Origin of the sequence: Gordonia jinghuaiqii, from assembly GCF_014041935.1 — a bacterium.
Classification (GTDB): Bacteria; Actinomycetota; Actinomycetes; order Mycobacteriales; family Mycobacteriaceae; genus Gordonia; species Gordonia jinghuaiqii.
This window is the reverse complement of the sequence record NZ_CP059491.1, coordinates 3,643,323-3,664,717: the sequence shown is the minus strand read 5'-3', so window position 1 is coordinate 3,664,717 and position 21,395 is coordinate 3,643,323. Positions and strand designations below refer to the sequence as shown.

At 67.2% G+C, this 21,395-nt stretch carries 22 protein-coding genes; 13 read left to right on the top strand and 9 right to left on the bottom strand.

Annotated elements, in window-relative coordinates:
• Positions 1-22 precede the first annotated feature (22 nt).
• Entirely contained in the window at positions 23-1,288 is a 1,266-nt protein-coding gene (locus H1R19_RS16390; RefSeq protein ID WP_219849582.1) for an MFS transporter, read from the top strand.
• Between the two features lie 11 nt (positions 1,289-1,299).
• Here the strand turns inward: H1R19_RS16390 and H1R19_RS16385 are convergent, their stop codons facing one another.
• A complete protein-coding gene (locus tag H1R19_RS16385; protein ID WP_219849581.1) occupies positions 1,300-1,911 on the bottom strand; it encodes a TetR/AcrR family transcriptional regulator in 612 nt (203 codons plus the stop codon).
• A 134-nt stretch (positions 1,912-2,045) separates the two neighbouring features.
• Here H1R19_RS16385 and H1R19_RS16380 point away from each other — a divergent pair, with 134 nt between their 5' ends.
• From H1R19_RS16380 to urtE, 6 genes are all read left to right on the top strand, one after another.
• Positions 2,046-3,092, top strand: a complete 1,047-nt coding sequence (locus H1R19_RS16380; RefSeq protein WP_219849580.1) for an oxygenase MpaB family protein — start codon at positions 2,046-2,048, stop codon at positions 3,090-3,092.
• A gap of 278 nt (positions 3,093-3,370) precedes the next feature.
• Positions 3,371-4,693, top strand: coding sequence for an urea ABC transporter substrate-binding protein (gene urtA, locus H1R19_RS16375; RefSeq protein ID WP_244970730.1), 1,323 nt, complete (start codon positions 3,371-3,373; stop codon positions 4,691-4,693).
• 87 nt (positions 4,694-4,780) lie between these two features.
• The gene (gene urtB / locus H1R19_RS16370) at positions 4,781-5,668 is read left to right on the top strand and encodes an urea ABC transporter permease subunit UrtB (RefSeq protein ID WP_188327471.1); all 888 of its coding nucleotides are present in this window, start codon (positions 4,781-4,783) and stop codon (positions 5,666-5,668) included.
• Positions 5,665-6,777 carry an urea ABC transporter permease subunit UrtC gene (urtC, locus tag H1R19_RS16365; protein ID WP_219849579.1) on the top strand — a complete coding sequence of 371 codons (1,113 nt, stop codon included), beginning with the start codon at positions 5,665-5,667 and terminating at the stop codon, positions 6,775-6,777. The genes urtB and urtC overlap by 4 nt, the downstream gene beginning before the upstream one ends.
• Positions 6,774-7,658, top strand: a complete 885-nt coding sequence (gene urtD / locus H1R19_RS16360) for an urea ABC transporter ATP-binding protein UrtD (protein WP_219849578.1) — start codon at positions 6,774-6,776, stop codon at positions 7,656-7,658. The genes urtC and urtD overlap by 4 nt, the downstream gene beginning before the upstream one ends.
• Before the next feature lie 3 nt (positions 7,659-7,661).
• Positions 7,662-8,354 carry an urea ABC transporter ATP-binding subunit UrtE gene (gene urtE, locus H1R19_RS16355; RefSeq protein WP_188327474.1) on the top strand — a complete coding sequence of 231 codons (693 nt, stop codon included), beginning with the start codon at positions 7,662-7,664 and terminating at the stop codon, positions 8,352-8,354.
• A 31-nt stretch (positions 8,355-8,385) separates the two neighbouring features.
• Here the strand turns inward: urtE and H1R19_RS16350 are convergent, their stop codons facing one another.
• Positions 8,386-9,126 carry a guanylate cyclase gene (locus H1R19_RS16350; protein ID WP_188327475.1) on the bottom strand — a complete coding sequence of 247 codons (741 nt, stop codon included), beginning with the start codon at positions 9,124-9,126 and terminating at the stop codon, positions 8,386-8,388.
• Between the two features lie 65 nt (positions 9,127-9,191).
• Here H1R19_RS16350 and H1R19_RS23265 point away from each other — a divergent pair, with 65 nt between their 5' ends.
• Together H1R19_RS23265 and H1R19_RS16345 are read left to right on the top strand one after the other, a co-directional pair.
• Positions 9,192-9,371 (top strand): hypothetical protein, encoded by a 180-nt coding sequence (locus H1R19_RS23265; protein WP_188327476.1) that lies wholly within the window; start codon positions 9,192-9,194, stop codon positions 9,369-9,371.
• Positions 9,372-9,422: 51 nt separating this feature from the next.
• Entirely contained in the window at positions 9,423-9,830 is a 408-nt protein-coding gene (locus tag H1R19_RS16345; protein WP_188327477.1) for a hypothetical protein, read from the top strand.
• Between the two features lie 68 nt (positions 9,831-9,898).
• On the opposite strand, the gene H1R19_RS16340 is transcribed toward H1R19_RS16345, so the two are convergent.
• On the bottom strand, positions 9,899-10,231 hold the full coding sequence (locus H1R19_RS16340; protein ID WP_188327478.1) for a transglycosylase family protein: 333 nt from the start codon (positions 10,229-10,231) through the stop codon (positions 9,899-9,901).
• A 275-nt stretch (positions 10,232-10,506) separates the two neighbouring features.
• The gene (locus H1R19_RS16335; RefSeq protein ID WP_219849577.1) at positions 10,507-11,817 is read right to left on the bottom strand and encodes a cytochrome P450; all 1,311 of its coding nucleotides are present in this window, start codon (positions 11,815-11,817) and stop codon (positions 10,507-10,509) included.
• A gap of 107 nt (positions 11,818-11,924) precedes the next feature.
• Between H1R19_RS16335 and H1R19_RS16330 the strand changes: the two genes are divergently transcribed.
• Positions 11,925-12,533: a TetR/AcrR family transcriptional regulator gene (locus H1R19_RS16330; protein ID WP_244971001.1), complete on the top strand. Its 609-nt coding sequence runs from the start codon at positions 11,925-11,927 to the stop codon at positions 12,531-12,533.
• Positions 12,534-12,554: 21 nt separating this feature from the next.
• Here the strand turns inward: H1R19_RS16330 and H1R19_RS16325 are convergent, their stop codons facing one another.
• A complete protein-coding gene (locus tag H1R19_RS16325; protein WP_188327481.1) occupies positions 12,555-13,640 on the bottom strand; it encodes an NADH:flavin oxidoreductase/NADH oxidase in 1,086 nt (361 codons plus the stop codon).
• 82 nt (positions 13,641-13,722) lie between these two features.
• On the opposite strand from H1R19_RS16325, the gene H1R19_RS16320 reads away from it, so the two are divergent.
• On the top strand, positions 13,723-14,979 hold the full coding sequence (locus tag H1R19_RS16320) for a low temperature requirement protein A (RefSeq protein ID WP_223204561.1): 1,257 nt from the start codon (positions 13,723-13,725) through the stop codon (positions 14,977-14,979).
• Between the two features lie 71 nt (positions 14,980-15,050).
• Positions 15,051-15,842 (top strand): enoyl-CoA hydratase-related protein, encoded by a 792-nt coding sequence (locus H1R19_RS16315; RefSeq protein ID WP_219849575.1) that lies wholly within the window; start codon positions 15,051-15,053, stop codon positions 15,840-15,842.
• A gap of 8 nt (positions 15,843-15,850) precedes the next feature.
• Here H1R19_RS16315 and H1R19_RS16310 read toward each other — a convergent pair whose 3' ends face one another.
• The 4 genes from H1R19_RS16310 to H1R19_RS16295 form a co-directional block, all read right to left on the bottom strand.
• Positions 15,851-17,002 carry an acyl-CoA dehydrogenase family protein gene (locus tag H1R19_RS16310; RefSeq protein ID WP_219849574.1) on the bottom strand — a complete coding sequence of 384 codons (1,152 nt, stop codon included), beginning with the start codon at positions 17,000-17,002 and terminating at the stop codon, positions 15,851-15,853.
• A gap of 20 nt (positions 17,003-17,022) precedes the next feature.
• Positions 17,023-18,255: an acyl-CoA dehydrogenase family protein gene (locus tag H1R19_RS16305; protein WP_219849573.1), complete on the bottom strand. Its 1,233-nt coding sequence runs from the start codon at positions 18,253-18,255 to the stop codon at positions 17,023-17,025.
• Positions 18,256-18,345: 90 nt separating this feature from the next.
• The gene (locus H1R19_RS16300) at positions 18,346-19,524 is read right to left on the bottom strand and encodes an AI-2E family transporter (protein ID WP_219849572.1); all 1,179 of its coding nucleotides are present in this window, start codon (positions 19,522-19,524) and stop codon (positions 18,346-18,348) included.
• A gap of 105 nt (positions 19,525-19,629) precedes the next feature.
• Entirely contained in the window at positions 19,630-20,430 is an 801-nt protein-coding gene (locus tag H1R19_RS16295) for an IclR family transcriptional regulator (RefSeq protein ID WP_188327487.1), read from the bottom strand.
• Positions 20,431-20,564: 134 nt separating this feature from the next.
• Between H1R19_RS16295 and H1R19_RS16290 the strand changes: the two genes are divergently transcribed.
• Positions 20,565-21,389 (top strand): 2-keto-4-pentenoate hydratase, encoded by an 825-nt coding sequence (locus H1R19_RS16290; RefSeq protein ID WP_219849571.1) that lies wholly within the window; start codon positions 20,565-20,567, stop codon positions 21,387-21,389.
• Positions 21,390-21,395 lie beyond the last annotated feature (6 nt).

The window sequence follows — 21,395 nt, the reverse complement described above, 5'->3', positions numbered from 1 at the left end:
CGGCTGCGGCATGATGACACCCATGTCGACTCCGCCGCGCTCCGGCACGTTCGCCGTCGGCACTCTGGTGCTGCTCACCGCGCTCTACTTCGCACAGGGCCTGCCGTACGGCTTCTTCAGCCAGGCCGTACCGGTGATCCTCCGTGAAGAGGGGTACTCACTCACCCAGATCAGTGTCTACGGACTGCTGTTCGCGCCGTGGGGCCTGAAGTTCCTGTGGGCGCCCTATGTCGACCGATACGGCACACGCCGGCGGTGGCTCCTGACCCTGCAGCTGTCGTCGGCCGCGGTCGCGCTCATCCTCGCGTGCCTCGACCTGTCGAGCAGTCTGGTGTGGATGCTCGTGGGCATCGCGGTGATCAACCTGCTCTCGGCCACCCAGGACATCGCGACCGACGGTCTCGCCGTGTCGACGCTGGAACCCCGGCAACGAGGGTTGGGCAACGGGATTCAGGTGGGCGCCTACCGGATCGGCATGATCGTCGGCGGCGGCGGACTGCTGTGGCTGTTCTCCCTCGCCGGGTGGCGCAGCCTGTTCGTCGCCATGTCGGTGCTGCTGCTCGCGGTCACCGTGCCCGTGTGGTTCCTGGCCCGGCAGTCGCCCCGCGACGTCTTCGACGCGCCACCGCGGACGTCGACTCCCGGGCACCTGCTGACCGGTTGGGTCGCACGCCTCCGACGGCCCGGCATCGTCGTGTTCATCCTCGTCGTCGGTGCCTACAAGTTCGGCAACTCGATGGCGTCGGCGCTGGTGGGGCCGTTCATGTCCGACATCGGACTGAGTCTGGGCCAGATCGCGCTGATCGAGGGTGCGTTGTCGTCGGCGGGGGCTCTCGGGGGTGCCGCGCTGGGTGGCTGGCTGGCGTTTCGGTACGGGCGGCGCCACGCACTGCTCTTCGGCGGTGTCGCCCAAACGCTGAGTCTCGCACTCTACTTCGTCGTCGCGCTCGGAGCCGGGGGCTTCTGGCTCGTCGTGACCGCGAGCCTGGCGGAGCACATTCTCGGCGGCGCGGCGACCGTCGCGGTCTTCACGCTCATGATGGATGCGTGCGAGAAGGGTTACGAGGGGAGTGATTACACGCTCTTCGCCTGCGCGGTCGTCGGGGTGCAGGGGGTGGCCGGATTCGCCGCGGGGGTCGTCGGCGACCTGTTCGGCTTCCCGGTTCTCTTCGCGACCGGACTCGTGTTGTCCGGGTGCGGCTGTCTGATCATGATCTCCGCACTCGACCGGGGGATGGGTCCGGCATCGATACAGGACTTGCGAAGGGCGCCTGCCGGTTCGGTCTGAGGTCGAGCGGCTTACGCGCCGACCCGCGCCTGGGGGATGAGGGTCACCAGTGCCTCGTCGACGATCCGCTCGAGATCCTCCCCGAGACTCCCGGCGAGGAACTGCTGTACCAGTTCGGTCATCGCGCCGGTGAAGATCGCGGCGCGTACCCGGCCGCTCAGTGGATCGGTCTCGCGGGCGTCGGCCTCGGCGAAGGCGAGTTCTCTGAGCATGTCCTGCGTCACCGCCCGACGTTGGGCGAGAACAGGATTGGTGACCGCTTCGGTGAACAGGATGCGGCCGCGCCGGGGGTCGGACGAGGCGTGGCCCAGGACGGCGCGGATTCCGGCTCGGGTGCGAGCGCGCACCGACGGGCCGGCCTCGGTCATCGCCGCCTCCACCACCGCACCGAGCTCCTGTGCGGTGGCGTCGTATACGGCCCCGAGGAGTTCGTCGGTGTCGGCGAAGCTCTCGTAGAAGTAGCGGGTGTTGAAACCGCAGTACCGGCACACCGAGCGCACCGACAGTTCGGTCTCGGTGCCGGAGCCGCCGAAGATGTCGAATGCTGCTGCGATGAGGATCGATCGTCGCTCCGCGCGGCGATCCTCGAGGGGGACGCCGGCCCACCGGGTCGGACTGGACATCGTCCCACCATAGTCCGGCCGGCCCCTCCGATGCCAGGTCTGGTCACATGCGTACCCAACGGGATACTCTGGGGACAACCGTGACCACAACGGCGTGCGTGATCCCGTGCGACCTGCGACGAGAAGGACCACCGATGACTGTGTCCCTGGCTCCACTGCGACTCCCGGCGACGGACTGGGTGCCGCTGACGCTGCCGCACGAGTTCGTCGGATCGTGGCTCAACGACAAGTTCGACGCCAATGTGCGGGCGAAGTTCTTTCGCGGCATGGATTTCGAGAATCCCGAGGGTGATCCCGGCTGGTTCGGTCCCGACAGCGCCACGTGGTACGTGCACTCCCACACACCCGCACTGATCTTCGGACTGCAATGCGCGTCGTACCTCGAGCGTCTCGACCCCAGTATCTTCTGGATGGGGATGCATCATTCACGCCTGGTCCGCCGCCGCGCCGACGGCACCGCGGTGATGTCGATCGACCCCGACGGGGCGATCACCAGGCTCGGCCATTCACTGGCCTTCTTCATGGGCACCGCCTACGGCTCCACCGAGACCGCCGAACGGCTCGCCCGCACGGTGCGGTCGATGCATCACACGATCAAGGGTGTCCGTCCCGACGGCGCCGCCTACGACGCCGACGATCCGGCCTGGTTGCGCTGGAACTACGCGACGGTGGTGTGGGGTATCGCGACCGCGCACGAGATCTATCACCCGCGCCCACTGCGTGGGGCCGAACTCGACAGGTACTACGCAGAATTCGTCCGCGTGGGCCACGCACTGGGCGGTGCCGATCTGCCCACGACGAAGGCCGACACGCTGGCATGCCTGGAGGAGTATCTACCGAAACTCGCGCTGACGCATGGCAATGCGATGGCGACCGGTAGCAATGTGTCCAATCCGGCTCAGGCGGCGGTGGACTGGGCCATCCGCGACACCATGCCGCGATGGGCAAAGCAACTGATCTCCTACCGCCCGCCCAATCCCCTCGAGCGGCGTGCGCGTCGAAGCGCGGTGTGGAGCATCATCAACTCCGCGCATCTGACGATGGGGGAGGCGCCGGAGTTCGTGGCCGCCAAGGGGCGTGTGGCGGGGGGAACCGACGTGCCGCACACGCTGCCGGCCTATGAGCTCGGATCTGACCCCGAGCGTACCCGTGCCGAAGTTGAGGCCGCGTTCGGTCCTTAGGCCATCCGGGGTGGCGATGTCAACTCGCGCCTCATCAATCTGTAATGCACACAACGGCATTCGTCGGAAGACGGTGTGGATGAGCCGCCCAGCATCGGAAACAGGGAATTCATCTCACGTCATTCTGGTGTAACAAAGTCAAAATACGTTTACGCCCCATACGCGAGATCGCAAACACGTTGCGATGCGTATCTCACGGGGGGCCGCGCGGTGCTGCATCGCGTGTTCGTCCTGGCCCCGCCAGAGTCGACCTGACGTATTGAGAAAGGCTTTCGCCGATGCCGTCTGCTGCAAGGCCGTTTGGCCCGCCACCCGCCACGCCCCCGTCCGCCACGCCCCCGTCCGCCACCCGCTCCCGCCGTCGGCGATTCGGGATCATCGTTCCTGCGGCGCTCTCCGCGGTGGCCTTGGTCCTGACCGCGTGTGGCAGCTCCGCCGGTGACGAGTCGACGTCGAGCGCACAATCGTGCGTCGACACCGCCGGCGACACCATCAAGGTCGGATCGCTGAACTCGCTGTCGGGCACGATGGCGATCTCCGAGGTCACCGTGCGCGATTCCATCAAGCTCGCCGTCGACCAGATCAACGGCAACGGCGGGGTCCTGGGCAAGCAGCTCAAGCTGATCGGTGAGGACGGCGCCTCCGAGCCCACCATCTTCGCCGAGAAGGCCGAGAAGCTCATCTCCAGCGACTGCGTCGCCGCGGTGTTCGGCGGCTGGACCTCGTCGAGCCGCAAGGCGATGCTGCCGGTCTTCGAGGACAACAACTCGCTGCTGTACTACCCCGTGCAGTACGAGGGTCTCGAGTCCTCGCCGAACATCTTCTACACCGGCGCGACCACCAACCAGCAGATCGTGCCTGCGCTGGAATACCTGAAGGAGAAGGGCGTCAAGTCGCTCTACCTGGTCGGTAGTGACTACGTCTTCCCGCAGACGGCCAACCGCGTCATCAAGGCCTACGCCGAGGCCAACGGCATCGAGATCAAGGGTGAGGACTACACCCCGCTCGGCTCGACCGACTTCTCGACCATCGTGAACAAGGTTCGTAGCGCCGACGCCGACGCGGTGTTCAACACCCTCAACGGCGACTCAAACGTGGCGTTCTTCCGTGAGTACAAGAACGTGGGTCTGACCGCGCAGGCGATGCCCGTCGTGTCGGTCTCGATCGCCGAGGAAGAGGTCGGCGGTATCGGTGTCGACAACATCGAGGGCCAGCTGGTGGCGTGGGATTACTACCAGACCGTCGACAACCCGGTGAACCAGTCCTTCGTGCGGGACTACAAGGCCGCCTACGGCGCCAACAAGCCGACGTCGGACCCGATGGAGGCCGCCTACGTCTCGGTCTACCTGTGGAAGAACACCGTCGAGAAGGCGAACTCGTTCGCGGTCGCCGATGTGCAGAAGGCAGCCGGCGGAGTCACTTTCGACGCCCCCGAGGGTCTGGTCACCATCGACGGCGAGAACAACCACATCACCAAGACCGCTCGCATCGGTGAGATCCGCGGCGACGGATTGATCTACACGGTGTGGGATTCGGGTGAGCCCATCGAACCGGACCCCTTCCTGAAGTCCTACCCGTGGGCCGAGGGCCTGAGTAGCTGACACGTCGTGACCCGTCCCGCGTCTCCTGCGCGGGACGGGTCACGCGTGCTGCCTGTTCTCCACCACCGACGATGAACGGATAGTGACGTGGAAACCGTTATCGGACAGCTCTTCACCGGGCTCAGCCTCGGTTCGATCCTGCTCCTCGCGGCACTCGGTCTGTCCCTGACCTTCGGTCAGATGGGCGTGATCAACATGGCCCACGGGTCATTCATCATGGCCGGTTCTTACACCGCGTACTCGGTGCAGGAGTACCTGATCTCCGATGCCGGTGTGTCCCTTTTGGTCTCGCTCGTCATCGGTTTCCTCGTCGGTGGCCTCATGGGTGTGATGCTCGAGGTGACCCTGATCAAACGCATGTATGACCGTCCACTGGACACCCTGCTCGTGACGTTCGGTGTGGGCCTGATCCTGCAGCAGCTGGCCCGCGACATCTTCGGCGCGCCCGCGGTCGACGTGGTCGCCCCGTCCTGGCTGTCCGGCGGGGTCGACATCCTCGGCGCGGTGGTTCCCAAGACCCGCCTGTTCATCATGCTGCTCGCCGTCATCGCGGTGACCGCGATCGCCGTGACGATGAAATACACCTCGATGGGGCGTCGTATCCGCGCGGTCGTGCAGCATCGTGACCTCGCGGAGACCAGCGGCATCTCCAGCCGCAGCACCGACATCACCACCTTCTTCATCGGTTCGGGCCTGGCCGGTGTCGCGGGCGTGGCGCTGACCCTGATCGGTTCCACCAGCTCCAACACCGGGATGTCCTATCTGATCGACGCATTCCTCGTCGTGGTCATCGGTGGGCTGGGCCAGATCAAGGGAGCGGTCATCGCCGCCATCGCGCTCGGTGTCCTGAACTCGTTCATCGAATACAACACCACGGCCTCGGTGGCCAAGGTCGCCGTGTTCGTCATCATCGTGATCTTCCTGCAGATCCGCCCGCAGGGTCTGTTCACGGTCCAGTCGAGGAGTCTCGTGTGAAGGACTATTTCAGCGGTTCTTGGAAGGTCTGGGCGGGATTCGGGGTCGCCGCGATCCTGCTGTTCGCGGTCGCCCCCGCGGTCCTGTCCGACTTCCGCCTCAACCTGCTCGGCAAGTTCCTGTGCTTCGGCATCGTCGCGGTCGGTATCGGCCTGGCCTGGGGCCGCGGCGGGATGCTCACCCTCGGGCAGGGTGTGTACTTCGGTCTCGGCGCCTACATCATGGCGATGCACCTGAAGATCTCCGACGCCGAGCTGCGCGGCGACGACGTGCCCGACTTCATGCAGATCGCGGGTATCCGCGAACTGCCCGGATACTGGACGCCGTTCGCCTCGCCGGTCCTCACGATCCTCGGAATCCTGTTGATCCCCACACTTCTCGCGATCCTGCTGGGCCTCGGCGTGTTCAAACGCCGGGTCAAGGGCGCCTACTTCGCGATCCTCTCGCAGGCACTCGCCGCTGCTTTCGCGATCCTGCTCATCGGTCAGCAGACCACCGGAGGCAGCAACGGACTCAACCGGTTCCGCAGCTTCTTCGGCCTCGCTCTCAACGACCCGGTCAACCGGCAGCTGTTGTTCTTCATCACCGCCGCGGTGTTGCTCGCGGTCGTCGCCATCGTCCGGCAGCTGATGAACAGCCGGTACGGCGAACTCCTCGTCGCGGTGCGCGATCAGGAAGAGCGGGTGCGCTTCCTCGGTTACGACCCGGCCAACGTCAAGGTCGTCGCCTATGCCGTCGCAGCACTCTTCGCGAGCATCGCCGGCGCGTTGTTCGTACCCATCGTCGGCATCATCTCGCCGGCCGATGTCGGCATCGTGCCCTCGATCGCCTTCCTCATCGGCGTCGCGATCGGTGGCCGCAGCACGCTGCTGGGCCCGGTGCTCGGTGCCATCGCGGTCGCCTGGGCGCAGACCAGCCTCTCGGAGAACTGGCCGTCCGGCTGGACCTACGCGCAGGGTGTGCTGTTCATCGTCGTCGTCGGGTTCTTCCCCGCGGGGCTGGCCGGTGTCGCCGCGATGTTCAAGTGGCGCAACAGGAAATCTCGTGATCCGTCTCCCACCGGGGACATCGACGAACACGCCGCCAGCAAGGTAGGAGCGCCCTCATGAGCACATCCGACTCGGCGGCCGTCGTCGAGCATGACCCGGTCACCGGCGGCAACGCCGGTATGGCCAGCGACTATCTGCAGGTGCGCGGCCTCAACGTGGAGTTCGACGGCTTCAAAGCGGTCACCGATGTGAATCTCACTCTGATGCAGGGTGATCTGCGATTCCTCATCGGACCCAACGGTGCCGGAAAGACCACCATCATCGACGCCATCACCGGTCTGGCGAAGGCCACGGGATCGATCCAGAAGTCCGGGGTCGAACTGGTCGGCAAGAAGGTGCACCAGATCGCGCGACTCGGTGTCGGGCGAACCTTCCAGACCGCCAGCGTCTTCGAGGAACTGAGCGTGCTGCAGAACCTCGACATCGCCGCCGGTGCGGGACGGTCGGTCTGGACGATGCTCCGGCGTCGCCCGATGCAGATCCCGGACTCGATCGCCCAGGCCCTGGAGACCATCGGTCTGCAGGACCTGCGCGACACCCCGGCCGGGGTGCTGGCACACGGCCAGAAGCAATGGCTGGAGATCGGGATGCTGCTGGTGCAGAACGCCTCGGTGTTGCTGCTCGACGAGCCGGTCGCCGGCATGAGCCACGAGGAACGGGAAGAGACCGGGAACCTGCTGCGGCGCATCGGTGGCGAACGCACCGTCGTCGTCGTCGAACACGACATGGACTTCATGCGCGCCTTCGCGACGTCGGTCACCGTGCTCGCCCGCGGTCAGGTGCTCGCCGAGGGGACCGTCGCCGAGGTCCAGGCCAATCCGAAGGTTCAGGAGGTCTATCTCGGAACGGCCGCCGGCGGTGAGGAACTCGAGGAGATAGCCGCCGAGGTCGACGCCGCGGACACCCAAGAACACGCGCCGTCCGTCGAGAAGAAGGACTGAACCATGCTGCAACTCTCCGGGGTCCACGCCGGGTACGGCCGGACCGAGGTGATCCACGGCGTCGACATCGAGGTGCCGACCGATGGCGTCGTGGCGGTGATGGGCCACAACGGGGCGGGCAAGACGACGCTGTTGCGCGCCGCGGTGGGCCTGGTCAAGACCACCAGGGGCACCATCACCTTCGACGGCGTCGACATCACGCGGGCACGTCCGAGCACCCGCGTCAAACACGGCATCGCCTATGTTCCCCAGGGCCAGCAGAGCTTCGGGCATCTCACCACCGCCGAGAACCTGCAGGTGGTGGCCGACGGGCGTAAGCGGGGCAAGGAACTCATCGCCGAGATGCTGGACATGTTCCCGGCTCTCAAGGAGCTGCTCACCCGCCGCGCCGGCCTCCTCTCGGGTGGCCAGCGGCAGCAGCTGGCCATCGCACGGGCGCTCATCACCGAACCACGGATGCTGATCCTCGACGAACCCACCGAGGGCATCCAGCCGTCGGTGGTCGCCGAGATCGAGCACACCATCTCCACGCTCACCCGGCGCGGCGGACTCGGCGTGCTGCTCGTCGAACAGCACATCGGCTTCGCTCTGGAAGCGGCTCAACAGTATTACGTGCTCGAGAGCGGCCGGGTCACCTCGTCGGGCGAGGGTGGCGCGGCCGCCGAGGCCACCGTCCGCGAGGCGATGACGATCTAGGCGGATTCGCGCCGCCCTGGGCGTCGATGCCTCAGTCGAGGTGGACGGCGATCTCCGTGGCCAGCTGGTGCGGGGCACGCAGCGGGAGGCGGTCGCCGCTCCAGAACCGGCCGGGATCGAACCAGTTGGAGTCCTTGGACACATCGAGGATCCCCATGTCGCGGTAGGTGATCGCGACGACCTCGGCGCAGTAGGCGGCCTCGAGGCCGACCGGGTCGTGGGCGTCGCCGAACTCCTGCTGCCGCTCGTCGCGCCGTTGCCGCACCTTGCGGTCGAGGTAGGGGATTCCGCGTACGAGGTCAGCGGAGTTGGGGAGGCGACCGCGGAACCAGCGGCCGGCCAGGCGGGCGGTGGTGGGGAACGGTGTTCCGTCGAGCCGGGCGATCACCTTGAGCAGGTCGTTCTCCTGCGCCCGGGTGACGTCGGGGGTCAGCTGCCGAATCCAGCACGCCTGCTTGTAGCGGATCATCCACTGCTCCACGGCTTCCCGCGCGTCGTGCAACTGTACGCCGCGATGGTTCGAGCCGGTCCAGACGTCGGTCAGCCGCTCGCCGAGCTCGGCGTGCCACAACAGGGGCGGCAGGTCGTCGACGCAGACCGCCATCGCGACGTGATTCACCGGAGCGTTGGTCAGCGTGCGGATGGCCCGGTCGGGGCCGGAACGGCCGCGGAACAACCAGACGTCGCCGGTGCGCGTGGCGTCGAGGGCCTCGGTCAACGAGATCCCCGCCTCAGCGCGATCCCGGCCGATCAGATTTCTGCTGGTGGGCACGGGGAAAGGCTAGTGCGTCGCGGCGTCGGCGGTCACCACCTGCCCGCACGATCTATCCTGCCCGAATGAAGAATCTCTGGAAGTGGCTGGGATTGGCCGGTGCTGTCGGGGTGGCGACCGGCGGGGTGATGGTCGCCCGGAATCAGCGACAGCGGAACTCGTATTCGGCCGACGATGTTCGCGCTCGGCTTCATCAGCGGCTAGAGGAATCCGAACAGGCAGGTGGCGGAGCCGACCGATCCTGAGGACACTGGTGGCGTGGTCGGCCACGACGGTCGATCAGGGAAGGGAACACCATGACCGACAACAGCGGATTCGGCGGCGGCTCGTTCAATTTCGGCCCCGAGGACTTCGACCGCTTCGCGCGGGAGGCCGGCGACGGTTTGCGTGAGGTGTTCGGCAAGCTCTTCGAGGGCCAGGCGGGCCCTGCTGCCTTCTCGACGTTCTTCGACGAGGCTCGGGGACGCACCCGGACCCAACCGCGGCCGGAGACCGCCGGGGAAACCGGATCAGGCGTCTGGGCCGTGTTCGTCGTCGACGACGACGGCGGGGCGCGCGTCGAGCAGGTCTACGCCACCGAACTCGACGCCCTGCGTGCCAACAAGACCAACACCGACCCGCGCCGCAACGTGCGGTTCCTGCCGTACGGGATCGCGGTGAGCGCGCTCGACGTCGAGGTCGGGGACTCCGACGACGAGTCCTAGTTTCATCCACTGACGCCGAAGGCCGGCGGACTCGGAAGAGTCCGCCGGCCTTGTGCGTGTGACGGGTGTCAGAGGTTGGCGCCGCAGGTCGGCCACGCACCGGGGCCCTGGGTTGCCAGGACGTTCTCCGCAACGCGGATCTGCTCCTCGCGCGAGGCGTCGGCCGGGTTGCCGGAGCCGCCGTTGGCCTGCCAGGTGCTCATGGAGAACTGCAGGCCGCCGTAGTAGCCGTTGCCGGTGTTGATGCCCCAGTCGCCGCCGCTCTCGCACTGAGCGACTGCGTCCCAGTTGCCCGCTGCGTGAGCGGTGGAAGCCAGCATCCCGAACGGTGCGGCGGTCAGTGCGCCGACGACTGCGGCACGGGCGACGAGCTTGGTCACGTGTGTCTTGGTGATTCGCATGGTCTTCGTTCCTCCTCGACCGCCCCGGGGTTGGCAAGGCGGCTGATCTCGGACCGTGGGCGACCCTACGGCGTGATAACGGTCGGGTCACGTCGTCGTTGTGACCTGCACGATTTCCGTAACGCTGAGATAACGGCGTTACCTTTGGGGTGAAACCCCAGCGCATCGCGGCATTCCGTCCGGCGGGTGCTGGGCGGATGTTCGGGCATGTTCGATGACGAAGGTCACAGTGCAAATGTGTGACCGGTCACTTGTTGTGGCGTTGGAGGTTGCTCTCAGCGTGGTATGACCGCGATGCGCCCGCCCCGCGCGGGGGCGTAGGCCACCCCGCGCGAGAACCAGCGTTCGGCGGGGGCGTCGGTCGCGAGCAGTCGGTAGTCGCGGAGCAGTGTCTTCAAGACCACGTCCATCTCCATGGTGGCGAATGCGGCACCGATGCAGCGCCTCGTACCTCCGCCGAACGGCAGCCAGGCCGGGGGCGGAGTGGTGCCGAGGAAGCGGCTCGGATCGAAGCGCTCGGGGTCGGTGAACGCGCGACTGTCGTCGTGGAGCAGCGCGATCGAGACCAGGACGTTGTATCCGCGAGGGATGCGCCACTCGCCGAGTTCGAGCTCGTCGGCCACCACGTGCCGTCCGGCGAAATCGATGACCGGGCGGCTGCGCTGGGTTTCCAGAATTGTCGCGTGCCGGTATTCGTGGCCGCCCGCATCGACCTCGGCGACGAGCCGCGCCAGGATGTCGGGATTGCGCCGCAACCGTTCGAGCGCCCACGCCAGCGTCGTCCCGGTGGTCTCGTGTCCCGCGGCGATCATGGTCAGCAGCTCGTCGGCGATCTCGTCGTCGTCCATCAGGGTGCCGTCGTCGTGGCGGCTGCACAGCATCATGGCGAGGATGTCGTCGCGTTCGGCGAGGTGTGAATCGTTGCGGGCCTTGGTGATCAGGCCGTCGATGAACGTGCGGTACTCACTGCGCATCCGGGTGAAGCGGTCATTGGGATCGAGCATCCGCAAGGGGCGGGGCAGTACCGGGAACGTGGCTGCGCGCGATCCGACGGTCACCATTGTCGGGATGATCCGCCGGAGCTGATCGAGATCGTCGCCATGTGCGCCGAAGATCGCGCGCAGGATGACGTCGAGAGTGATCCGCATCATCGGTTCCATGGCGGCGAACTCGGTGCGTGTGGGCCACGTCGAGGTCTCGGCGCGGACCTCCTCCTCGACGATCTGCTCGTAGCGTCTGATCCGTTTGCCGTGCAGCGGAGGGGTGAGGAGCTTGCGACGACGACGGTGGGCGGTTCCCTCGAGGGCGAACATCGATCCGGACCCGAGGATGCGACCGAGGTTGGGCGCCACGTTGGCCACCTGGTCGCCCGCGGTGAACAGCTGTCGGGCGAGTGTGGCGTCGGAGATCACCACCGCCGGGCCGAAGACTGGCAGGCGCACGGTGAAGGCGGGTCCGTGACGATCGTGCAGGTGACCGAAGAAGTGGCGTCGGGATGCGATGGCACCGATGCCCTGGACGGCCGACGGGAGTCGGGTGGCAGGCGGCAGGTGGCCCCTGCTGCCCAGGACGGGTGAATTCGTCATCGGACTCGGCACTCCTCGTTGCGGACGGTGGTACGGACGCGTACCACCGACGGTACGTCGGCGTACCGCCGGTGGGCAAGAGGCATATGATCGGACCCGTGGACACGATGCTCTCGCCGGACGAATCGTCCTCGACGCGGGAACGTCTGCTCGGGGCGATGCTGCAGCGTGTGGCCGAGTCCGGGTATCGCGACACGACGGTGGCCGACATCGTGCGCGTCGCACGTACCTCGCGGCGGTCCTTCTATCAGGAGTTCGCCGACAAGCAGGAGTGCTTCTTCGCGCTGGTGCGCAAGACGACGCGGCTCACCATCGACGAGATCGCACAGCGCGTCGATCCCGCGGCGGAGCCGGGTGTGCAGGTGCGGCAAGCGGTTTCGGCCTACATCGCCGCCGGGGACAGATATCCGGGACTCATGTTGAGCTGGATTCGCGAGCTCCCGGCACTCGGGCGGTCGGCCGAGCTGGTGAAAAACGAGGCCATGGAGGAGTGGATCGAGTTGTTCGTCGGGCTCACCTCGACGCCGGTCATGGCTGCGGCGGGCGTGCTGCCGATGGACCGGCAACGGGCGGTGTTCCTGTGGGGAGGTATCCGGGAGCTGACGGCGAGCGCCGTGGAAGCCGGGGCGCCCCTCAGTTCGATCGTCGACGCCGCAACGTCGGCGTCGCTGGCCCTCCTCGCGCCGCGCGACGACCGAGGGCCGCGCGAGGCGTGAGGAGGGCCGTCGGGGTCGGACTCAGTGCCAGGAACCCCGGCGGTACTGCGGCGGGTACGGCGCCTCGCGGCGGTCGACGCCCAGTTCGTGCGCGGCACGCAACGGCCACGACGGTTCGCGCAGCGCCACCCGGCCGAAGAAGACCGCGGTGATGTCGTCGTCGCCGGCCACCTTCTCGGCCTGATCGGGTTCGGTGATGAGGCCGACCGCGGCGGTCGGCACGCCCGAGTCGCGGTGGACCGCGCGTGCCAGATCCACCTGATAGCCCGGGCCGACGGGAATGTCTGCGACCACGTTGCCACCCGAGGAGACGTCGATCAGGTCGACACCGCGTTCGGCGAGCAGGCCGGCGAGACGCGCGTTGTCGGCGACATCCCAGCCGCCCTCGGTCCACTCGGTACCGGAGACCCGGACGAAGAGCGGTTTGGACGACGGCCACACCGCACGGATCGCGTCGGTGACCTCGAGCAACAGGCGCGTCCGCCCGGCGAAGTCGCCGCCATAGGCGTCGGTGCGGTGATTGGACAACGGTGACAGGAACTCGTGCAGCAGGTAGCCGTGCGCGGCGTGGATCTCCACGACGTCGAATCCGGCCTGGTCGGCGCGTCGTGCAGCCCGGGCGAAGGCGTCGACGACGTCGGCGATCTGCGTCGTCGTCATCGCGGTCGGCGCCCGCAGGCCCTCGAAGGCGACCTCGGACGGTCCGACCGTGTCCCACCCGCCCTCGTCGACCGGAACGGAGCCGGACTTCTCGTCGAAGGGGGAGTAGGTGGATGCCTTGCGGCCCGCGTGGGCGAGTTGGGTACCGATGACCGTGCCCTGCGAGTGCACGAAATCGACGATTCGACGCCACGCCACGGCCTGCTCGTCGTTCCAGAGCCCGGCATCCTGCGGGCTGATGCGGCCCTCCGGGACGACGGCGGCCGCCTCGGTGAGGATGAGTCCGAAGCCGCCGGCGGCGCGGGCGCCGAGATGGGTGAGATGCCAATCGGTGGGTACGCCGTCGCAGGCGAAACAGCTGTACTGGCACATCGGGGCCAGCCAGATCCGGTTGGCGATCTCGACGTCGCGAATGATGATGGGTTCGAAAAGTGCGGTACTCGTCACCAGTCAGTCAACCGATCATGCCGCATGGTATTCCCTTGCCGGCCGGTTTGCGGTGATGGGCGCGGGGGTATTGCCCCGCACCATGGTCGATGGCGAAGCGGAGTTCTCGGATGAGTCGTCCGACGACGGCGATCCTGTCGACGGTGACGGCGCCGTCAGGGGAGGGCAGCGTACCCCGCTGCTGGCGCCACCACGCCTACGCACCGAGGACGACCGCGCGGCAACAAGACTCGAGCTCTTCTTCGACCTCGCCTACGTGCTGATCATCCATCAGCTCGCCGTCGCCCTGAAGGAGGACCTGGGGTGGGACGGGGTCCTGGTCTTCGCCGGTTTGTTCGCGGTGACGTGGTGGTCGTGGGTGACCACCACTCTTTACGCCAACCGCTTCGACACCAACGACGTCGTCTACCGAGTTCTCAAACTGGCGGCCACCTTCGCGGTGGCCGTGATGGCGGCCAGTGCCTCGACCGCCGTCGGCGGCGATGGCACAGTGGCCTTCGGGGTCGGGTACATCGCGACCCGACTCATCTTGGCCGGCCTGTATCTGCGGGCCTGGCGGCACATCGCCGACGCGCGGGTCACCATCAACCTGTACTTCGCCGCGACGGTCATCAGTGCCGTGGTCTGGGGCGTCTCGCTGTTCACCAGCTCGCCGACCACCTACATTCTGTGGGCCGTGGGCATCGGGATCGAGGCGTTGGCCCCGCTCGCGGCCACGCGCTGGGGGCCGAACGTACCCCTGCACCTCGAGCACCTGCCAGAACGCTTCGGCCTGTTCGTCATCCTGGTGCTGGGGGAGTCGATCTCGGCGATCGTGCTCGGCATGCACGACACGCACTGGGCGTGGTCGTCGTTGTCCGTGGCCGCATTGGGCTTCACCATCGCCGCTGCCGTGTGGTGGATGTACTTCGACATCGGCGGCGCCGAGGCGAAGACCGAGATCCAGGACGACGAGCACGCGATCGGCAGCGGCCGCGCCGACGGTTACGTGTACGGACACCTACCACTCACCTTGGGGGCCGCGCTCCTCGGAGTCGGGATCGAGCAGTACGTGCTGCACCCGATCGGTGAGATGAGTCCCGCCGGACGCTGGGTTCTGTGTGGCGGGTTGGTGCTGTTCATCGCAGGGGTGTGCGCGATCCTCGGGTGGAGTTCGAGCAACTGGCGCACGGTGTTCCCCTGGCCGGCGCTCGCGATCCCGGTGGTGCTGATCGTCGGCTTCATCGACACCGCGTTGCCGTTCGCATCCGCGGTGGTCCTCGCTGTCGGCTCGATCGTCGCCGTCGTCACCGGGATCATACGTCGGCGTCGTAGCCCGGTCGCGACAACCGAGACCTGACACATCTGGGTCATCCCCGGGGCGGATAGGCGATGATCTACGGGACGGCAACCCCGGAAAGAGGTGTGGTGATGAACGATTCGACGACAACCCGGGAAGCGGTGTCGGTGGAGGTCGATGCCCCGCTCGGCGTGATCACGCTCGGTGATGCGCGGCGTCGGAACCCGCTGTCCACCAGCACGATGCGCGCCGTCACCGCGGGACTGCGCAGCTTCGACGCGAACCCGCGGGTGCGGGTCATCGTGATCCGCGCGGTCGGTCCGGCGTTCTCCGCCGGACACGATCTCGGTGAACTCACCGATCGCACACTCGAGGACGAGCGTGCCGTCTTCGCCACCTGCACCGAGTTGATGCGGACCGTGCACGACGTGCGGCAGCCGGTCATCGCGGAGGTGGCCGGGATGGCGTTCGCCGCCGGCTGTCAGCTCGTCGCGACGTGCGACCTCGCGGTCGCCGGCCGCAGCGCGACGTTCTCCACGCCGGGGGTGCGCATCGGACTGTTCTGTTCGACGCCGATGGTCGCGCTGACACGCGCGATCGGTCGCAAGCGAGCGATGCACATGCTGCTCACCGGCGAGGCGATCGATGCGGAGACGGCCGCGGAGTGGGGTCTGCTCAGCGGTGTCGTCGACGACGCCGATCTCACCGGCTCCGTGCGTGAACTGGCGCTGGGAATCGCGGGATCGAGCGCACGTACCGTGTCGATCGGCAAACAGGCCTTCTATCGTCAGATCGAGCTGGACGAGTCGGCCGCCTACGACGAGATGGGCGAGACGATGGCGACCAACGCGATGACGTGTGATGCGCAGGAGGGTATGTCGGCGTTCCTGGCCAAGCGCCCGCCGGTATGGACCGACAGCTGAGTCGGTGTCTAGGCGTCGATCTGCGCGGTTGCCGTGGCGAAACGCGCCAGATGGGCGTCGGCGGTACCGAATTCGTATTCGATCGCGGTGAGGCGTTTGAAGTAGTGGCCGATCGCCAGCTCTTCGGTCATGCCCATGCCGCCGTGCAACTGCACCGCGTTCTGTCCGATGAAGCGCGCGGCCCGGCTGATCGTCGCCTTGGCCGCCGACACCGCGGCGGCCCGCTCGGCGGGGGAGCCCTCGAGTGACAGGATGGCGAAATACTGTCCCGCCACTGACTGTTCGAGCTGCAGGTGCATGTCCACCATCCGGTGCTGCAGCACCTGGAAGCTGCCGATCGGGACGCCGAACTGCTCACGCTGCTTGGCGTACTCGACGGTGTCGGTGAACACCTTGCGCATCAGGCCGACCGCCTCCGAGACGACCGCGGCGATGGCGGTGTCCCAGGCCTTCTCCAGCAGCTCGACGGCACCGTCGTCGGCGATGAGCGCGTCGGCAGGTAGGTGTACGTCGGTGAAGGTGATGTCGGCGGCCTGGCGGTCGTCGATGGTCCGCAGCCTGTGCATCTCGAGGCCCTGCGGGGCGCCGTCGGCCAGGTCGATCAGGAACAGCGAGAGCCCCGCCGGGTCATGCGGCTCGCCCGCGGTGCGGGCGCTGACGATCAGGTAGTCGGCGATCGGTGCCGTGGTGACGACCGCTTTGCTGCCGTTGAGGATCCACTCGTCGCCGGACTTGTCGGCGCTGGTGTCGATGCGCGACAGCACGCCGCCCGAGGAGTCCTCGAGTGCGGCGAGGGCGCTGAGCGCCTCGCCGCCGGCGATGCGGCTCGCGGCTTCGAGTGCGACCGGGTTGCCGGTCGAGTGCAGCAATCCCGCGCCGAGGACCACCGAGTCGACGAACGGCTCGATGACCAGCGCGTGGCCGAGTGCCTCGGTGACGACCATCAATTCCTCTGGGCCGCCGCCGAATCCGCCGATGTCCTCGGGGAGGCAGGCGCCGACGACGCCGAGGTCCTCGACGAACGCCTTCCAGATCTTGGGCTGCCAGCCCTCGCCGACCTTGGCCGCGTCGCGGCTGACCTGCAGGTCGTACCGTGCGTCGAGGAACTTGTTGAGACCGTCGGACAGCAGTTGCTGTTCGGGTGTGAGTGTGAAGTCCATCAGTTTTCTCCCGTGACCCGTCAGAGACCCAGAGCCGCTTTGGCGAGGATGTTTCGTTGAATTTCGTTGCTGCCCGCGTAGATCGAACCCGCACGGTCGTTGAAGTAGTGCAGCGGGGCGACGGCCTGCCACGGTTCGCCGCTGACGTAACCGTCGGTGGGCGGGGTGTACTGGAAGATCGGTCCGCCCGGCTTGGTGGCATGCGGTTGGAAGACGCGCCCGTGCGGACCCGCTGCTTCCAGGCTGAGCGTGGTGATGTCCTGGCTCAGTTCGGTTCCCAGGATCTTCAGCATCGACGCGATCGATCCCGGGTCCTTGCCCGAGCTCATCGCGGCGAGGGCGCGGTACTCGAGGACCTCGAGGATCTTCGCGCGGACGGCGATGTCGGTGAGCTTGGCCGCGAAAGCCGGGTCCTCCGACAGGGGACCGCCGTCGGGGGCCGTCACCGACGCCGCCTCGCGCCCGAGGTTCTCGGCCATGACCTGCAGGGCCGGTGCCGCGGCGCCGCCGCCGCGCTCGAAGACGAGCAGGTATTTGGCGACCGTCCACCCGTCGTCGATCTTGCCCAGGACGTTCTTCTTGGGGACGCGCACACCGTCGAAGAACACCTGCGCCTGAACCTGCTCGCCGGAGGCGAAGACCAGCGGCTGCACCTCGATGCCTGGACTGTTCATGTCGATGAGCAGGAAGGTGATGCCCTGCTGTTTGCGTTCCTGCCGGGAGGTGCGGACCAGGCAGAAGATCCAGTTGGCCTCCGCCGCGTGGGTGGTCCAGATCTTGGAGCCGGTGACGACCAGGTCGTCGCCGTCGCTGACCGCGGCCATCGACAGGGAGGCGAGGTCGGAGCCGGATTCGGGTTCGGAGTATCCCTGGCAGAAGAAGACGCTGCCGTCGAGGATGCCCGGGAGGAAGAAGTTCTTCTGCTCCTCGGTGCCGAACGCCATGATGGCGTGCGACACCATGCGGATACCCATCGGTGACAGCGATGGCGCACCGGCCAGGATCGACTCGCGGCTGAAGATGTAGTGCTGGGACTGGGACCAGTCGCAGCCGCCGTACTCCACCGGCCAGGCCGGCGCGGCCCAGCCGCGCTCGTGCAGGATGGCCTGCCACGTCATCGCGGCCTCGTGGTCGGAGTAGACCGACGTGCGTAGGGTGCCCGCCGCTCGCAGATCCGGGGTCAGCTTCTCGTCGAGGAACGCGCGGACCTCGTCGCGAAACGCGGCGTCGTCCGGAGACCAGTTCATGTCCATGAGCGGTGCGCAACCTATCTGTAAACGGTTGTGGTCAGATTGGGGTCGACAGCGAATCTACCCAATGATCCCCGTGGGGCGTAGTCCGCCTCACGAATCGGGTTCCAGTGTGACGTCCGTCTTCCCGTCCGGGGGTGGATCCGGCGTGCTCGCGGCATCGTGCTCGGGGCGGGACGACGACAGCAGCACATCGGCCCAGCGGGTTGCCGGGTCGATGTCGATCAGCAGCGCCTTGGCCAGCAAGGTCAACGGCACGGCGAGGATCGCGCCGAGTGGACCGATCGCCCAGGCCCAGAAGATCAAGGACACGAACGTCAGGGTCGTCGACAAACCGACCGCGTCGCCGACGAACTTCGGCTGGATCACCGACTGGATGATCACGTTGATGACGCTGTAGACGGCGATGACGATCAGCATCTTGCCGGGTCCGCCGTCGAGCAGCGCCAGGAGCGCGGGCGGGACCAGTCCGATCACGAAGCCGATGTTCGGGATGTAGTTGGTGATGAACGACAGCAGACCCCACAGGATCGGCAACGGGACCGACAGGATCGCCAGCGCCACGCTGTCCAGGACGGCGACGACCAACCCGAAGACGGTCGACACCCACAGGTAGCTGCGGGTGCCCTGCGCGAACGCGCCGAATGCGGACGCGATGTCGGGTCTGATGCTCCTCAGGTGCGCCATCCGGTCGTCGAAGCCCACCGAGTCCGCAGCCATGAAGAGCAGCAGCGCGAGTACGAGCACCAACGACGACGCGACGCTCAGCGTGCTGGACAACACGTCGGTCACCACGTCGACGACCTTGCTGGTGTCGACATGGGAGATCATGTCGTGCACCTTGTCCTGACTGACGCCGTGGCTGGTGAGGAACTCCTGGAAGTCGGTGATGATGTCGTTGAACTTGTCGTCGTAGTTCGGCAGGATCGACGCGAGCCGCGCCACCGAGAACACCAGCGACGCGAACAGCCCGATCATGATGCCGTAGACGAGTGCGACGGTCGTCAGGAACGCCGCCCAGCGCGGAAATCCTCTCTTGCGCAACCATGTCGGGATCGGTTGCACGGCAACGGTCAGCATCAGCGCCAGGAACACCGGTGCGGCGATCGACGCGACCGCCTTGATGCCGCCGATCGCGACCACCAGACCGGCGAGGGTGAGCAGGACGATCGTGCCGCGCGGAAGTGTCCAGTCGGGCGGATCGGCGCGGTAGGTGGGCGCCGGAGCGTCCTTGGTGGGCTTCTTCGGGTCGGCCGAGCCGCGACTGCGCATGGTGGGAGCCTTTCTCCGTCCGACGCCGGGCGTGCCTGGCTGCCCCAAGTGTTCACCCACCGCGCGGTCGTCCGCCGACGTTTCAGCGACGCGGCCGGAGCCCGGTCAGCGATCTGGCTGCGCGGCATGCCCGGCGGATCGCCCGAGGATCCGGGCGCGGCGGGCGAGCGTCGATGCGGCGCCGGCCGCCGCGGCGCGTACCGCGGTGGCATGGGTCCGGGGTTGGAACCGGTGTACCGGACCGGTCACGCTGATGGCGGCCAGCGGGGCGTCGGCGTCGTCGAGGATCGGTGCGGCGACGCACACGAGCCCCATGGTCGACTCCTCGAATTCGAAAGCGACGCCGTCCTCGGCGATCTGGGTGAGCTGACGGCGGAGCAGGCCCGGCGCGACGATGGTGTGCGGGGTCCGGCGCGGCAGGGGACGGGACAGGTGTTCGGCGATGACGCTCTCCGCCGAGGTGGCCAGGAGCATCTTTCCGATGGCGGTGCAGTACAACGGCATCCGACCACCGAGGCGCGACGGCGCGGCCGCCTGCCGGTGTCCGCCGATCTTGGACACGTACACCACCTCTGAGTCCTCGAGGATGCCGAGGTGGACCGTCTCGCCGGTGCGGACGTAGAGATCCTGCATGAAGGGTGTGGCGACTTCGAGGAGGCCGCGTTCGGGCGATGCGCGCATACCCAGTTCGAACAGTCCGCTCCCGAGTGCGTAGCCGCCGGGCGTGCGCGCGAGGAGGTGGGCCGAGACCAGCTGGCCGGCCAGCCGGTGCACCGTCGTCTTCGGTAGTCCGGTGCGGTGTGCGAGTTCGGCGAGGGTGACCTCGTGGTCCTCGGCGCCGAACGCCTGCAGCAGCGTGATGGCCTTTCCCAGCACGCTCGAGCGGTCGAGCGGGTCCTCGGCCATCGACGATCTCCTCTGCAGGATTCCTTCTCGCGCGTTCCGCTGATCGGAACGTGACGCTCGACCACGAGTGTAGGGGCGTCCGAAGATGGGTCGTACACCACGCCAGAACACACGACCGCACAGCAAGGCAGGACATGACTTCCCCGACACCGACCCCCGCACCGACCGCAGACCTCGACGCTGCGATCGTGGCCGCGGCACAGCGACTGGGCCAGGCGCTGGCCACCCGCGTGCCGTGCGCGCCGATCAGGGACCTGATCGCGCCCGACGACATCGCCTCCGCCTACCGCATCCAGACGCTGTTCAACGAGGGTCGGAGCGCGAGGGTGGTCGGCCGCAAGATCGGGGCGACCTCGGAGGCCGTGCAGACCCAGCTCGGCGTCGACCAGCCCGACTTCGGGGTGTTGTTCGAGGACATGGCTTTCGGCGACGGCGAGACGGTCCCCATCAGCGGGCTGCTGCAGCCGAAGGCCGAAGCCGAGATCGCCTTCATGCTGGAGCGTGATCTGGCCGACGGTGACCTCGACGTCGAGCAGTGTCGCGCCGCGATCGCCTATGCCACCCCGGCGCTGGAGATCGTCGACAGCCGGATCACCAACTGGGACATCACCTTCGCCGACACCGTCGCCGACAACGCCTCCGCGGGCGTCTATGTCGTCGGAACATCCCGGCGCAGCCTCGACGAGTACTCGCCGGTCGACTCGACGATGCGTATGACGATCGACGGTGAGGTGGTCTCGGAGGGCAACGGGGCCGCGTGCCTCGGGGATCCGCTCAATGCCGTCGTGTGGCTCGCCCGTCGGGCGCGTCAGTTCGGCGAACCGCTGCGTGCGGGCCAGCTGATCCTGTCGGGCGCCCTGGGTCCGATGCGGCCGGTCGCCCCCGGTGCCAGCGTGACCGCCGAGATCGGCGAATTGGGCTCGGTCACAGCACATTTCTCCAGCGCAGCGTCGGAATAAGAACCC